Annotated in this window: 20 protein-coding genes and 1 pseudogene; 7 read left to right on the top strand and 14 right to left on the bottom strand. The window is 70.9% G+C overall.

Going from position 1 to position 13,686, the window contains the following annotated elements; genetic code table 11:
• Positions 1-43: 43 nt before the first annotated feature.
• Positions 44-214, bottom strand: coding sequence for a hypothetical protein (locus tag ACH0BZ_RS01775; protein ID WP_406896332.1), 171 nt, complete (start codon positions 212-214; stop codon positions 44-46).
• A 270-nt stretch (positions 215-484) separates the two neighbouring features.
• On the opposite strand from ACH0BZ_RS01775, the gene ACH0BZ_RS01770 reads away from it, so the two are divergent.
• The 6 genes and pseudogenes from ACH0BZ_RS01770 (at position 485) to ACH0BZ_RS01745 (ending at position 3,586) form a co-directional block, all read left to right on the top strand.
• Positions 485-652, top strand: a complete 168-nt coding sequence (locus ACH0BZ_RS01770; RefSeq protein ID WP_406896168.1) for a hypothetical protein — start codon at positions 485-487, stop codon at positions 650-652.
• Positions 653-688: 36 nt separating this feature from the next.
• Positions 689-1,177, top strand: a complete 489-nt coding sequence (locus ACH0BZ_RS01765; RefSeq protein ID WP_406896167.1) for a pyridoxamine 5'-phosphate oxidase family protein — start codon at positions 689-691, stop codon at positions 1,175-1,177.
• A gap of 4 nt (positions 1,178-1,181) precedes the next feature.
• Complete coding sequence (locus tag ACH0BZ_RS01760) at positions 1,182-2,228, top strand: NAD(P)H-binding protein (RefSeq protein WP_406896166.1); 1,047 nt, start codon at positions 1,182-1,184, stop codon at positions 2,226-2,228.
• Positions 2,117-2,488: pseudogene (locus ACH0BZ_RS01755) on the top strand (NAD(P)H-binding protein); the annotation flags it as partial. The gene ACH0BZ_RS01760 and the pseudogene ACH0BZ_RS01755, both read left to right, overlap by 112 nt.
• 55 nt (positions 2,489-2,543) lie before the next feature.
• Positions 2,544-2,876 carry a hypothetical protein gene (locus ACH0BZ_RS01750; RefSeq protein ID WP_406896345.1) on the top strand — a complete coding sequence of 111 codons (333 nt, stop codon included), beginning with the start codon at positions 2,544-2,546 and terminating at the stop codon, positions 2,874-2,876.
• Positions 2,873-3,586: a type II CAAX prenyl endopeptidase Rce1 family protein gene (locus ACH0BZ_RS01745; protein WP_406896165.1), complete on the top strand. Its 714-nt coding sequence runs from the start codon at positions 2,873-2,875 to the stop codon at positions 3,584-3,586. The genes ACH0BZ_RS01750 and ACH0BZ_RS01745 overlap by 4 nt, the downstream gene beginning before the upstream one ends.
• Positions 3,587-3,596: 10 nt before the next feature.
• Here the strand turns inward: ACH0BZ_RS01745 and truA are convergent, their stop codons facing one another.
• Positions 3,597-4,484, bottom strand: a complete 888-nt coding sequence (gene truA, locus ACH0BZ_RS01740) for a tRNA pseudouridine(38-40) synthase TruA (RefSeq protein ID WP_406896164.1) — start codon at positions 4,482-4,484, stop codon at positions 3,597-3,599.
• A 72-nt stretch (positions 4,485-4,556) separates the two neighbouring features.
• Between truA and ACH0BZ_RS01735 the strand changes: the two genes are divergently transcribed.
• Positions 4,557-5,492 carry an SGNH/GDSL hydrolase family protein gene (locus ACH0BZ_RS01735; protein ID WP_406896163.1) on the top strand — a complete coding sequence of 312 codons (936 nt, stop codon included), beginning with the start codon at positions 4,557-4,559 and terminating at the stop codon, positions 5,490-5,492.
• Between the two features lie 243 nt (positions 5,493-5,735).
• Here ACH0BZ_RS01735 and rplQ read toward each other — a convergent pair whose 3' ends face one another.
• The 12 genes from rplQ to rpsE all read right to left on the bottom strand — a co-directional run bounded on the left by rplQ (position 5,736) and on the right by rpsE (position 13,659).
• On the bottom strand, positions 5,736-6,350 hold the full coding sequence (gene rplQ, locus ACH0BZ_RS01730; RefSeq protein WP_406896162.1) for a 50S ribosomal protein L17: 615 nt from the start codon (positions 6,348-6,350) through the stop codon (positions 5,736-5,738).
• A 34-nt stretch (positions 6,351-6,384) separates the two neighbouring features.
• Positions 6,385-7,422: a DNA-directed RNA polymerase subunit alpha gene (locus ACH0BZ_RS01725; protein WP_406896161.1), complete on the bottom strand. Its 1,038-nt coding sequence runs from the start codon at positions 7,420-7,422 to the stop codon at positions 6,385-6,387.
• A 106-nt stretch (positions 7,423-7,528) separates the two neighbouring features.
• Positions 7,529-8,134 (bottom strand): 30S ribosomal protein S4, encoded by a 606-nt coding sequence (gene rpsD / locus ACH0BZ_RS01720; protein WP_406896159.1) that lies wholly within the window; start codon positions 8,132-8,134, stop codon positions 7,529-7,531.
• A 21-nt stretch (positions 8,135-8,155) separates the two neighbouring features.
• On the bottom strand, positions 8,156-8,563 hold the full coding sequence (gene rpsK / locus ACH0BZ_RS01715) for a 30S ribosomal protein S11 (protein WP_406896157.1): 408 nt from the start codon (positions 8,561-8,563) through the stop codon (positions 8,156-8,158).
• The gene (rpsM, locus tag ACH0BZ_RS01710) at positions 8,563-8,931 is read right to left on the bottom strand and encodes a 30S ribosomal protein S13 (protein ID WP_406896156.1); all 369 of its coding nucleotides are present in this window, start codon (positions 8,929-8,931) and stop codon (positions 8,563-8,565) included. Before rpsM ends, rpsK begins: the two co-directional genes overlap by 1 nt.
• Before the next feature lie 166 nt (positions 8,932-9,097).
• On the bottom strand, positions 9,098-9,319 hold the full coding sequence (gene infA / locus ACH0BZ_RS01705) for a translation initiation factor IF-1 (protein ID WP_005140011.1): 222 nt from the start codon (positions 9,317-9,319) through the stop codon (positions 9,098-9,100).
• A 148-nt stretch (positions 9,320-9,467) separates the two neighbouring features.
• Positions 9,468-10,265: a type I methionyl aminopeptidase gene (gene map, locus ACH0BZ_RS01700; protein ID WP_406896154.1), complete on the bottom strand. Its 798-nt coding sequence runs from the start codon at positions 10,263-10,265 to the stop codon at positions 9,468-9,470.
• 11 nt (positions 10,266-10,276) lie between these two features.
• Complete coding sequence (locus ACH0BZ_RS01695) at positions 10,277-10,822, bottom strand: adenylate kinase (protein ID WP_406896152.1); 546 nt, start codon at positions 10,820-10,822, stop codon at positions 10,277-10,279.
• Positions 10,823-10,842: 20 nt separating this feature from the next.
• A complete protein-coding gene (secY, locus tag ACH0BZ_RS01690) occupies positions 10,843-12,165 on the bottom strand; it encodes a preprotein translocase subunit SecY (RefSeq protein ID WP_406896151.1) in 1,323 nt (440 codons plus the stop codon).
• A 194-nt stretch (positions 12,166-12,359) separates the two neighbouring features.
• Complete coding sequence (gene rplO / locus ACH0BZ_RS01685; protein ID WP_406896150.1) at positions 12,360-12,809, bottom strand: 50S ribosomal protein L15; 450 nt, start codon at positions 12,807-12,809, stop codon at positions 12,360-12,362.
• Between the two features lie 4 nt (positions 12,810-12,813).
• A complete protein-coding gene (gene rpmD, locus ACH0BZ_RS01680; protein ID WP_406896149.1) occupies positions 12,814-12,996 on the bottom strand; it encodes a 50S ribosomal protein L30 in 183 nt (60 codons plus the stop codon).
• A 3-nt stretch (positions 12,997-12,999) separates the two neighbouring features.
• Complete coding sequence (rpsE, locus tag ACH0BZ_RS01675; RefSeq protein ID WP_406896148.1) at positions 13,000-13,659, bottom strand: 30S ribosomal protein S5; 660 nt, start codon at positions 13,657-13,659, stop codon at positions 13,000-13,002.
• Positions 13,660-13,686: the final 27 nt, after the last annotated feature.

The following is a 13,686-nucleotide window of genomic DNA, read 5'->3' as shown; positions in this document are numbered from 1 at the left end:
GCGCGCCGACGGTCGGCGCGCGTTCCTGCCCCCAGTATCCGGATCAGAGGCCGATCGTGCCGTCGACGGCGCCGCGCAGCGCTTCCTCCGCCTGCCGGGCGGTGAGGTCGCCCACCAACACCCGGAGGATCAGGCCGTCCGCGGCGGCCACGAGGATCCGCGCGGCGACGACGGGGTCCGCGACCCCCCTCCGCCTCGACGTCTCCGGGGGCAGTCACTCGCCGGGGCGCCGAGGCCGCCGACCGCGCCCGCGCGCTCCGGCCCGACGCGGACGTCGAGGTGTGGCCGGGGAGCGCCCACTCCCTGCCCATGCAGGAACGCACCCGCCTCGGGCAGGCGCTCGAGCAGTTCTGGACCGCCCACGACTGGGCGCGCTGAGCGGCCCCGGAGGCGACGACGCCGGCGACCGGTGTCGCCGTGGCGCCTCGGGTGAGTGAATAGGGACGACCCGGGGCCGCGTCCCCGCCGCACCGAGAGGATCCCTGTGAGCACCGACCCGAACAACCCCGTCGGCGAGCAACTCGACGACGCCACCGAGGACCAGCTGGCCCACGCCGACGAGGTGATCGAGGGCTACGAGGACGAGACCGCCGACTCGGCCGACGCCCCAGACGCCGAAGGCCTCGCCGAGGGCGACGCCGCCGAAGCCTGACCTCCCCCACCCCCGCACGACGAGAAGGACGCCCGCATGAGCGACGACACCCGCAACCCTGAGCAGATCGTCACCGACCTCGTCGAGAAGTCGCCGATCTGCATGGTCACCTCGATCGGCCCCGACGGCCGCCTGATGGCCCGCCCGATGACCCGCCAGGACTCGGACTTCAGCGGCCGCTTCCGCTTCCTCGCGCCGAAGGACGGCCACCTGCTCGCGGAGATCGCGGCCGACAACCGAGTCAACGTGTCCGTCCAGTCCCGGGACGGCTTCGTCTCCGTGGCCGGACGGGCGGTGGTCGACGAGAGCCGCGCGACGGTCTCCGAGAACTGGTCGGCCGCGACGGACGCCTGGCTCCCCGAGGGTCCCGACTCCGCCGTCGCGATCTACGTGGACGCCGAATCGGCCGAGTACTGGGATTCCAGCGGGTCGACCGTCGCCCACGTGGCCTCGTTCGTCCGCGCAGCGCTCTCCTCGGACGACCGCACGCCGGACATGGGCACGCGCGGCACGGTCGAGCTGTAGACCGGTGGCCGCCTCCGTCCTCGTCATCGGCGCCACCGGCTACGTCGGATCCCGCCTCGTACCCCGCCTGCTCGCCGACGGCACCCACGTCTCGGTGCTGGCCCGCTCACCCGACAAGCTCGCCGACGTGCCCTGGCGGGACCGGGTCACCGTCCACGAGGGCGGACTCGACGACGACGCGTCTCTCTCGCGGGCTCTGCGCGGCGTCGACGTGGCCTGCCACCTCGTGCACTCGATGGGCACGTCGGAGGACTTCGAGCGCGAGGAGCGCGAGACCGCCCGCAGCTTCGTCGACGCCGTCGAGGCCGCGGGCGTCCGCCGGATCGTCCACCTGTCGGGACTGCACCCCGACGGCGACGAGGACCTGTCCCCGCACCTGCGGTCTCGCGTCGAGGTAGGCCGGATCCTCCTCGGCTCCCGCGTCCCGGCGCTCGTTCTCCAGGCCGGCGTCGTCATCGGCTCCGGCTCGGCCTCCTTCGAGATGATCCGTCACCTCACCACCCGGCTGCCCGCCATGGTCACTCCGAGCTGGGTGCACAACCGCATCCAGCCCATCGCCGTGCGGGACGTCGTGCACTATCTCGCCGCCGCCACCACCTGCCCGCTCGACGCCGGACGCACCGTCGATATCGGCGGGCCCGACGTCCTGGAGTACGGCGAGATGATGCAGCAGTACGCCGAGGAGGCCGGACTGCACCGACGGATCATGGTCCCGGTGCCCCTCCTCACACCCCGGTTGTCCTCGCTGTGGACCGGACTGGTCACACCCCTGCCGCTCGGGCTCGCCGGCCCACTCGTGGAATCGCTGCGCTGCGAGGCAATCGTGCTGCGCGAGGACGCCGACGAGGTACTCGGCGCCCCGCCCGGCGGACGCACCGGGTACCGGCAGGCCGTCCGCGAGGCGCTGCGCGTGCCGATCGGCCCCGCACGCCCGGCCTCGTGGGACGGCGCCGACCCGCTGGAGGATCCGGCCACCCAGATCCCGTCGGACGCCGACTGGTCCGGGGTCAGGCCCCCGACCCTGTGGCGTGCCGCGCGCCCGGAGCGGTGAACGTGCGCGTCCTGGTGACGGGCGCCGGCGGATACGTCGGCTCCCGGCTGATTCCCCTGCTGCTCGACCGCGGGTACACGGTCCGGGCTGGATACACCGATCCGCGGCGAGGCGCACGCACCCCGTGGGCCCGGCGCGTCGAGACGGCCAGGTGCGACGTCCTCGACCCCGGATCGGTCGCCGACGCCGTCGCTGACGTGGACGCGGTGGTCTACCTCGTCCACCGCATGGCGGGCGGCCCCGATTTCCGCGACGAGGACGCCACCGGGGCCCGCACCATGCGTTCCGCGATGCAGGCCGTCGGCACGGAGCGCTGTGTGCGGCCGCGCACCCGCCACGCCGACCTCGGGTGCGGCGCAGCCCACCTACCCGGATCTGCTCCGGATCTACGCGACGCCCACCGTGCGGATCCCCGCCCCGCCGGTACCCTGGAACCTCGTCGCGAACGGGCTCGCGCGGATGGTGCCACAGGATCCCACCACCGTGGCCGCCCTCGTAGAGAGCCTGCGCCACGACATGGTGTGTGAGGACCTCTCGGCGGCGGCCGGGCTCGTGCCCGCCGGGGGCCGCTGGACGGGCCCGGGGGAGGCCATACGAGCGGCACTGGAACCGGTCGCCCCGCCACCGACGGCGAGGAGGGGACGATGACCGGAACCCGGGCGGTCGCGGACCGCTATCTCCGCGCGTGGCGCAACGGGGACCGCGAGAACCGGGACCCGCAGGGGCTGCGCCGCCGGCGCCTGACAGTCGTGGCGGTGACGCTCGTCGCCGGGATCGCCGTCAACGCCTGGGCACTGCGGATCCCCGCCGGTGACACGCTGTTCTACCCGGCCACGGCCGCGCTCGCGCTGGTGTGGTTGACCGGCGCGTTCGCCTCGGGGCCGATCCACCTGGGCACCGAACCGGACCACGAAGGGCACCGGCCGGTCCTCTCCTCCGTTCTCACGGCCACGGTCCTGGCGGTCGTGTTCTGTCTGGGAGCGCTCATCGTGGCCCGGATCGCGCCGCTGCGCGACCCGGTCCAGGCGCTGCTCGACCACGCCACGGTCGGCAGCCTGGCCCTGGTCGGGGCGCTCACCGCGGTCAACGGCGTCGCCGAGGAGTGCTTCCACCGGGGCGCCGTGTACTCCGCGGCGGGCCGGTTCCACCCGGTGCTCGTGAGCACCGGCGTCTACGCGGCCGTCACCGCCACGTCGGGGATCCCCCTGCTCGTGGTGGCCGCGGTACTCCTCGGACTCGTCACCGCCGTGCAGCGACGGATCACGGGCGGAGTGCTCGGCCCCGTCGTCACGCACGTCGCGTGGTCGATGGTCATGCTGCTGGCTCTCGGCCCGATCCTCGAGGCCGCGGCGCCCTGACCGCACGTGCTCATCCGCCGCAACAGGCCTCACCGCCGTCGAACGGCGCGGTGCGTGACTCCCGGGTGGCGAGGTTACGGGCCGCCAGCTCGTCGTCCGCCGGATAGTCGACCCCCACCAGGCTCAGCCCACACGCCGGGGCCACCGGCACGGCCGAGGACCGCTCGGTCTCGGCGAGCAGGCCGGTGATCCACTCGAGGGAGCGCCGCCCCTCCCCCGCGGCCATCACCGCGCCCACGAGGCTGCGCACCATCGACCAGCAGAATGCGTCCGCGCTCACGCTCGCGGTCCACACCTCGGCCGCGCCCGGGGCGTCGGCACCGCGCGGATCGGGCTCGGCGCGCCAGTCGAAGCGCTGCAGCTCGCGGATCGTGGTGGCGCCCTCGCGGCGGCGGCAGAAGGCCGCGAAGTCGTGCAGGCCCAGCAACCGCCGCGAGGCCTCCCGCACCAGCTCGAGCTGCGCGGTGCGCGGCCAGGCGGCCGTGTCCCGGGCGCGGGTCGGCTCGGCACCCCACGGCGCGGTGGTGAGCCGGTACTCGTAGTGCCGGCGCAGCGCCGAGAAGCGCGCGTCGAACTCCGCCGGCGCCCAGGCGGCGTGCATCACCGCCACATCCCCCGGCAGCAGCCGCGCCAGCCGCCGCACGAGCGCCGCAGGGTCTCCGCCGACCGACCGCTGGTCCAGCCACGCCGGGTCCACGTCCAGGTGGCACACCTGCGCGCGGGCGTGCACCCCGGCGTCGGTTCGCCCGGCCACCGTGAGCTGCACGGGATGGCGCAGCACCCGGCCCAGCTCCTCCTCGAGCACCCCGCACACGGTGCGCCGGCCGGGCTGGCGCGCCCAGCCCGAGAAGTCGGTGCCGTCGTAGGCGACGTCCAGGCGGATCCGGCGGGTGCTCACGTCGCTCGACGCTAGTCCACGGCGGCGGACGTCGGAAAACTCGGCACACCGCCCCTCCGGCACCATGGACCCATGTCGTCGTCACATCTCCCCCGCCCGCGCCCCCGCACCGCCCTGCTCGCGCCCACGGCCCTCGCCGCCGTACTGGCCCTGGGGGCCTGCGGGGGTGGTGACGACGAGGCCGGCCGGGACGGCCCGGGCACGCCGACCGGGGGCACGGCGGCCGACGCGTCCAAGTCCGGTGCGAACGCCGCACCGCGGTACGCCCGCTACGTGGCCCTGGGCGACTCGTTCGCCGCGCTCGGCCCCACCGCCGCCCCCACGAGCGGCCCGCAGGCCTGCCACCGCTCGTCGCGGAATTACGCGTCGCTGCTCGCCGAGCGGCCGGACGTGGGTGAACTCGTGGACGTGACCTGTGGCGGCGCCGAGACGCCGGACATGACGGCCCCCCAGATCGTCGAGACCCCGCCGCAGTTCGACGCCCTCACCCACGACACCGACCTCGTGACCCTGTCGATCGGCGGCAACGACATCGGGTTCGGCGCAATGGTCGAGTGCATCGTGCAGACCCCGCGGGCGGCCGCCGGGTCCCCGTGCCGCGACCGCCTGGAGCTGCCGGTCACCGGCGCGCTCGACGGCCTCGGGGATCGACTCGACACCGTGTACGCCGGCATCCGCGAGCGCTCCCCCGACGCCCGGGTCGTCACCACCGCGTACCTGCCGCTCGTGCCCGCCGACGGCGGCTGCGACTTCGTCTCCCGCATGAGCCCCGGCGACATCACCTGGACCCGCGCCGTCACCGAGCGGATCAACCGCATCGTCACCGACGCCGCCGGACGGGCCGGGGCGGAGGCGGTCCTGCCGGAGGACGCCCGGGAGCGCAGCGCCTGCGCCGCCCCGGACGTGCGCTACACCGACTTCACCGGCGTCGAGACCGGCTCGCACCCCATGCATCCCACCGCCGCGGGGCACCGCGCGATGGCGGACGCCGTCGGCGCGGTGCTGTAGCCGAGGCCGCCGCGACGCCGCCGCCGGTTCTGCACACCACGGCCGCGTGATTGCACAACGCCAGCTCGGGAGTCTCTCGCGCGTTGCCGCCGTGGTGTTGTGCAATCCGCTGGCCGGGGTGGCTGCGCGCCGGGGTTGCGTGGTGGAGACGTGGGGCGGCCGGCGCGACGAGGGCCCCACCCCCACACGTGGCGGGGACGGGGCCCTCGTGAGCGCTATCCGAGCGGATCGGCCCGGGACGGATCAGGCGTCGTCGGCCTTCTGCTCGGTGTCGTCGGCGTGGGTCGAGTCCTCGGAGACGACCTCGGCGGTCTCCTCGGCCTTGGCGACCTCGGCGTCGTCGGCGGCCTCGACCTGGTCCGCGACCGGGCTGTTGGCCTCGGCCTCGGCAGTGGCGTCGGACCCGGTGTCCTCGGCGGGCTCCTCCGCCGCGGCCGGCTTCTCGGCGGCCTTCCTCGAGGCGGCGGCGCGCGTGGCGCGCGAGGCCTCGGAGGAGGCGAGCTCCTCGGTGACGAGCGCGATCATCGCCATGGGCGCGTTGTCGCCCTTGCGGTTCTCGAGCTTGACGATCCGGGTGTAGCCGCCGTCGCGGTTCGCGGCACGGGGGCCGATCTCCGCGAACAACTTGTGCAGGACGTCCTTGTCGCGGATGACCTTGGCGGCCTCACGACGGTCGGCCAGCGTGCCACGGCGCGCCTTGGTGATGAGCTTCTCGGCATACGGACGCAGCAGCTTCGCCTTGGTCTCCGTGGTGCGGATGGCGTCGTGCTCGAACAGCTGGGTGGCCATGTTCGCGAGGATGAGCCGCTGGTGGGAAGCGGAACCGCCGAGGCGGGCGCCCTTCTTGGGCTTGGGCATCAGATTCTCCTAGGAATAATGTGCTGAGCGCTCGTCAGAGCTGCTCGGTCTCGAGGTAGGCGTCGCCACCGTCGTCGTTCGACCACGTGCCGGTCTCGGCGTCGTAGCCGGCCACCGAGGCGGGGTCGAACCCGGGGGGCGCATCCTTGAGCGAGAGGCCCAGCTCCACGAGCTTGACCTTGACCTCGTCGATCGACTTCTGGCCGAAGTTGCGGATGTCGAGCAGGTCCGACTCGCTCCGGGCCACGAGCTCGCCCACCGTGTGGACACCCTCGCGCTTGAGGCAGTTGTAGGACCGGACCGAGAGCTCCAGGTCGTCGATCGGCATGCCGTACGCCGCGATGTGGTCGGCCTCGGCGGGGCTGGGGCCAATCTCGATACCCTCGGCCTCCTCGTTGAGCTCACGGGCCAGGCCGAAGAGCTCGACCAGCGTCTTGCCGGCCGAGGCCAGCGCGTCACGGGCCGTCATGGAGTTCTTCGTCTCCACGTCCAGGACCAGACGGTCGAAGTCGGTGCGCTGGTGCACACGCGTGGCCTCGACCTTGTAGCTCACCTTGAGGACGGGCGAGTAGATCGAGTCGACCGGGATGCGGCCGATCTCGTGACCCGCGTCCTTGTTGAGGCCGGCGGGAACGTAGCCGCGGCCACGCTCCACGACGAGCTCGATCTCCAGGCGGCCCTTCTCGTTGATAGTCGCGATGTGCAGGTCCGGGTTGTGGACCTCCACGCCGGCCGGCGGCACGATGTCGCCGGCGGTGACGGCGCCCGGGCCCTGCTTCTTGAGGTACATGGTGACGGGCTCGTCCTCCACGGAGGAGACGACCAGGCCCTTGAGGTTGAGGATGATGTCGGTGACATCCTCCTTGACGCCCGGCACGGTGGTGAACTCGTGGAGGACGCCCTCGATGCGGATGCTCGTGACCGCCGCGCCCGGGATGGACGAGAGCAGCGTGCGCCGCAGAGAGTTTCCGATGGTGTAGCCGAATCCGGGCTCGAGGGGCTCGAGCACGAACCGCGAGCGGTTCTCGGACACGACCTCCTCGGTGAGGGTGGGCCGCTGGGAGATGAGCATGTGCTACCTCTTTCGATTCTCGGCGTCCGCTATTTGACGCCGTAGGAACCCACCGTCGCCGGGCGGACCGCGGTGTGCGGCCCGCCCGGCGACGGGGGAGGACAGATCACTTCGAGTAGAGCTCGACGATCAGCTGCTCCTGGAGCGGCACCTCGATCTGGGCGCGCTCGGGGAGCTGGTGGACGAGAATGCGGAGCGTCGTGGGGACGACCTGCAGCCACGCCGGCACGGGACGCTCGCCGAGCGTCTCGGCGGCGATCTCGTACCAGTCCATCTTGGTGGACTTGGGACGGACGTCGATGATGTCGTACTGCGAGACTCGGTAGCTCGGGATGGTGACCTTCTGGTCGTTGACCAGGAAGTGACCGTGGCTCACGAGCTGACGGGCCTGGCGTCGCGTGCGCGCCAGACCCGCGCGGTACACGACGTTGTCCAGACGCGACTCGAGGATCTGGAGGAGGTTCTCACCGGTCTTGCCGGCGCGGCGGTTGGCCTCCTCGTAGTAACGACGGAACTGCTTCTCCATGACGCCGTAGGTGAAGCGGGCCTTCTGCTTCTCCTGCAGCTGGAGGCGGTACTCGGACTCCTTGATCCGCGCGCGGCCGTGGTGGCCGGGCGGGAAGGGCCGACGCTCGAAGGCGGTGTCCCCACCCACGAGGTCCACGCCGAGACGGCGCGACTTGCGGGTGGCAGGGCCGGTGTAACGTGCCATTGTTCTCTAGCTCCTTCGGCCTCAGACTCGACGCCGCTTGGGCGGACGGCAGCCGTTGTGCGGCTGGGGGGTGACATCGGAGATCGTGCCCACCTCGAGGCCGGCGGCCTGCAGCGAGCGGATCGCGGTCTCACGACCCGAACCGGGGCCCTTGACAAACACGTCGACCTTCTTCATGCCGTGCTCCTGCGCCTTGCGGGCCGCGTTCTCGGCGGCGAGCTGGGCGGCGAAGGGCGTCGACTTACGAGACCCCTTGAAGCCGACGTGACCGGACGACGCCCAGGAGATGACGGCGCCCGAGGGGTCGGTGATCGAGACGATGGTGTTGTTGAACGTGCTCTTGATGTGGGCCTGGCCGTGAGCGACGTTCTTCTTATCCCTGCGGCGACCCGACTTCTTGGGGCCCGCAGCGCGTGACTTGGGGGGCATTACTTCTTCTTTCCGGCGACGGTCTTCTTCGGTCCCTTACGGGTACGGGCGTTGGTCTTGGTCCGCTGTCCGTGGACGGGGAGACCCCGGCGGTGACGCAGACCCTGGTAGCAGCCGATCTCGATCTTGCGACGGATGTCGGCCTGCACCTCACGGCGGAGGTCGCCCTCCACCTTGTAGTTGCCCTCGATGTCGTCACGAAGGGTCGACAGCTGCTCGTCGGTGAGATCCTTGGTGCGCAGGTCAGGGCTGATGCCCGTCCGCTCCAGGATCTCCAGCGACCGAGTGCGACCGATGCCGAAAATGTAGGTGAGCGCGATCTCCATGCGCTTGTCGCGAGGGAGATCGACGCCGGCAAGACGTGCCATGTGGCGATTCTCTTTCGTCGTGCGGTAGGTCTGCTCCCCGACCGTCCTCGGTCCGTGCGGTCATCTCACGATGAGCACCCGGCCCGGGGCCCCGGCCTCCGCGTCCGGGGGTGTGTCTCCGTCCCGCCCGGAGGGGCGGGACGGCTGATACGGGGAGTTGAGCGTCTTACTTGTAGCGGTAGACGATGCGACCGCGGGTGAGGTCGTAGGGCGAGAGCTCCACGACCACGCGGTCCTCCGGCAGGATGCGGATGTAGTGCTGCCGCATCTTGCCGCTGATGTGGGCGAGGACCTTGTGGCCGTTCTCCAGCTCGATGCGGAACATAGCGTTCGGCAACGGCTCGACGACGCGGCCCTCGACCTCGATGGCTCCGTCCTTCTTTGCCATGCTGGTTACGGTCCTCCATCTCGCCCGGGTGTTCTCCCAGGTGATCGTCTACCGGTAGGTGGTGCACTGGTGGGCACACCGGCGTATCAGACTACGGCAGGGATGCACGGTTCGCCAATCGCGCGCGATGCCGTCCGCCCGGTGCGGGTCAGGGGCGAGGAGTGAGGATCCGCGGCCCGTCGGGGGTGACGGCGACGGTGTGCTCCCAGTGCGACGCCGGCGCGCCGTCAGCGGTGACGACGGTCCAGTCGTCCCCGAGGACGTGGGTCGCGGTCCCGCCTCCCAGGACCAGCATCGGCTCGACGGCCAGGACTGAACCCACCTGCAGGCGCGGCCCCTTGCCGGCCCTGCCCTCGTTGGCGAGGAAGGGCCACTCGTGCATCTCGCGACCGATGCCGTGGCCCCCGTAGCCGTCGACGATCCCGAGGGCCAGCCCGTGGCGCTCCTCGGCGCGGCGCGTGGCCACCTCGAGGGCGTGGGAGACGTCGGTGAGCCGGTTTCCGGGGCGCATCGCGAGGATCCCCTCCTCGAGGACCTCACGGGTCGCCTCGTTGAAGGTGTCCACGCGGGGGTCGAGCCTGCCGACACCGAAGGTCCACGCGGAGTCGCCGTGCCAGCCGTCGAGGATCGCCCCGCAGTCCACCGAGACGAGGTCCCCCTCGGCGAGGACCGTGCCGACGCCGGGGATCCCGTGCACCACGACCTCGTTGACCGACGAGCATATGGACGCGGGGAAGCCCTCGTACCCCTTGAAGGAGGGCACTGCCCCGGCGTCGCGGATCACCTGCTCGGCGAGGGCATCGAGGTCAGCCGTGGTGGCGCCGGGCGTCGCGGCGTCGCGCACGGCGACGAGCGCCCGGCCGACGATCCGCCCCGCGGCCTCCATCGCGTCGAGTTCGCCCGGCGTCCGGGCCGGGACGACGCCCTTACGGGACCTGCCGAACACCGCGGCGGGACTCAGCGACCGAGGGCCGTGAGGGCGCGAGCGTTGATCTCCTCGACCTCGCCGACCGCGTCGATCGTCGTGACCTCGGAGCCGTAGTACTCGAGCAGCGGGGCCGTCTCGGACTTGTACACCGACATCCGGTTGCGGATGACGTCTTCCGTGTCGTCCTCCCGGCCGCGCGCGAGCATACGCTGGACCACGGTCTCCTCGTCCACCTTGAACTCGAGCACGCCGTCGAGGGAGGCACCGGCGTCGGCGAGCATCCCCTTGAGAGCGTCCGCCTGCTCGACGCTGCGCGGGTAGCCGTCGAGGAGGAAGCCCTCGGTGGCGTCCGGCTCGCCGATGCGGGCCTCGACCATGCGGTTGGTGACGTCGGCTGGGACGAGGTTGCCGGCGTCGATGTAGCTCTTCGCCTCCTTGCCCAGATCGGTGCCCTGCGAAATGTTCGCGCGGAACAGGTCGCCGGTCGAGATGTGCGGCACACCGAGCTTCTCGGAGAGCAGGGCGGCCTGGGTTCCCTTGCCGGCGCCGGGAGGGCCGAGGAGGACGAGACGCATGGTGTGGTGACCAGCCTTTCTTATTTGAGGAATCCCTCGTAGTTGCGCTGCATGAGCTGGGCCTCGATCTGCTTGACCGTGTCGAGCCCCACGGAGACCATGATGAGCACCGCGGTGCCGCCGAAGGGCATGTTCTGCATGTCCCCACCCCCGGAGCCCATGTCCAGGAAGATGTTCGGGAGGACGGCGATGAGGCCGAGGTACAGCGAGCCGAAGAGCAGGATGCGGTTGAGCACGTAGCCCAGGTACTCGGCGGTCGGGCGGCCCGGGCGGATGCCGGGGATGAAGCCGCCGTACTTCTTCATGTTCTCGGCCTGCTCCATCGGATCAAACTGGATGGCCACGTAGAAGTAGGCGAAGAACAGGATCAGCGCGAAGTAGACGATGATGTACACCGCGCTCGACGGGTTCTGCAGATACTGCATGACGTAGCGCTGCCAGAACCCGTCGCCGGACGGCTCCGGCCCCTGCACCAGCTGGCTGATGAGGATCGGCACGTACATGAGCGAGGACGCGAAGATCACCGGGATGACGCCGGCCTGGTTGACCTTGAGCGGCAGGTAGGTGGAGGTGCCGCCGTACTGGCGACGACCCACCATGCGCTTGGCGTACTGCACCGGGATGCGGCGCTGGCCCTGCTCCACGAAGACGACGGCGACGACGATGAGCACGACCGCGGCCATCACCGCGATGAACTTGAGCATCGACGAGTTCTGGTAGATGTTCACGCCCTCGGCCGGGATGCGCGCGGCGATGCCGGCAAAAATGAGCAGCGACATGCCGTTGCCGATGCCGCGGTCGGTGATGAGCTCGCCGAACCACATGACGAGCGCGGCGCCCGCGGTCATCACCACGACGATGGTGATGAGCGTGAAGATCTCGCTGTCTACGAGCACGGACTGGCCGTTGCCCAGGAGCTGGCCGCGGTCGGCAAGGGCGACGATGCCCGCCGACTGGAGGAGCGCGAGCGCGATGGTGAGGTAGCGCGTGTACTGGGTCATCTTGGCCTGACCCGACTGCCCCTCCTTCTTGAGCTGCTCGAAGTACGGGATCACCACGGTGAGCAACTGCACGATGATGCTCGCCGTGATGTACGGCATGATGCCGATCGCGAACACCGACAGCTGGAGGAGCGCACCACCGGAGAACAAGTTGACCAGCGAGTACAGCTGCGCTTGGTCGCCGCCCTCGGCAGCGTCGAGCGCGCTGCGGACCATGGGGTAGTGGACGCCCGGCGACGGGATCTGCGCGCCGATCCGGTACAGGATGATGATCCCGAGCGTGAACAGGATCTTCTTCCTCAGGTCCCGGTCCTTGAACGCGGACGCGAGTGCGGAGAGCACATGTCCTCCTGGTCATGGACGGCCCGGTCCGGGCCGCTCCGTCGTCGAAGCTGGCGCGCGCCGCGAAGAGGGACCGTCAGCCCCGAGCGCACAACAGGAAAAACTCTACCAAGACGGGTGCAGGGGCCGGATCCGAGACACTCGGACCCGGCCCCTGCCTCCCGACGACGACCCGCACGCGGGTCGGGCGGGGATCAGGCCCCGGCCTCCGTCACGCTTCCGCCGGCGGCCTCGATCTTGCTCTTGGCCGACGCGGACACCTTGTCGACGGTCACGGTGACAGCCACGGAGATCTCCCCGTCGCCCAGCACCTTGACCGGCTGGTTCTTGCGGACTGCGCCCGCGGCGACGAGCTCGGCCTTGCCGACCTCGCCACCGTTCGGGAACAGCCGCTCGATGTCGGAGACGTTGACGACCTGGAAGACGACCTTGTTGCGGTTGGTGAAGCCCTTGAGCTTCGGCAGCCGCATGTGGATCGGCATCTGGCCGCCCTCGAACGCCGCGGGGACGTTCTTGCGGGCCTTGGTGCCCTTGGTACCGCGGCCGGCGGTCTTGCCGCCCTTGCCGCCCTCACCGCGACCCACGCGGGTCTTGTCGGTGTGGGCACCGGGCGCTGGGCGCAGGTGGTGCAACTTGATGGTCATGGAATCACTCCGTCTCTTCGACCACGACGAGGTGGTTCACGACGTTGATCAGACCCCGGGTCTGCGCGTTGTCCTCGCGGACGACCGACTTACGGATGCCCTTGAGGCCGAGGGTGCGCAGGGAGTCCTTCTGGTTCTGCTTGGCCCCGACGACGCCGCGGACCTGGGTGATCTTGAGGTTCGCCATGATCTACGCCCCCTGTCCGGCACGCGCGCGCAGCATCCCCGCGGGCGCCACGTCCTCGATGGGCAGGCCACGGCGGGCCGCGACCTCCTCCGGACGGTGCAGACCCTTGAGCGCGGCCACGGTCGCGTGGACCACGTTGATCGCGTTGTCCGACCCCAGCGACTTGCACAGGATGTCGTTGACGCCGGCGCACTCGAGCACGGCGCGCGCGGCGCCACCGGCGATCACACCGGTACCCGGCGAGGCCGGGCGCAGGAGCACGACGCCGGCGGCGTCCTCGCCCTGGATCGGGTGCGGGATGGTGGAGCCGATGAGCGGGACGCGGAAGAAGTTCTTCCGGGCCTCCTCCGCGCCCTTCTGGATCGCGGCCGGCACCTCCTTGGCCTTGCCGTAGCCGACGCCGACCATACCGTTGCCGTCACCGAGGATCACGAGGGCGGTAAAGCTGAAGCGCCGACCACCCTTGACGACCTTGGAGACACGGTTGATGGTGACGACGCGCTCGATGTACTGCGACTTCTCGGCGTCGTCGTGGCGGCCGCGGCCGCGGTTGTCGCGACCACCGCGGCCGCGGTCGCCGCCGCCACGGTTGTCGTTACGGGGGTTGGTGTTGTCGCCGGCGGGCCCGTTGCTTCCGCCGTCACGACGCTGACGTCCCGGCATCAGACGGTCCTTCCATTAGCGGTCAGT

Source organism: Dietzia sp. 179-F 9C3 NHS (assembly GCF_045369825.1).
Lineage (GTDB): Bacteria > Actinomycetota > Actinomycetes > Mycobacteriales > Mycobacteriaceae > Dietzia.
The sequence above is the reverse complement of the archived record's forward strand: the minus strand, read 5'-3'. Positions and strand labels throughout refer to the sequence as shown.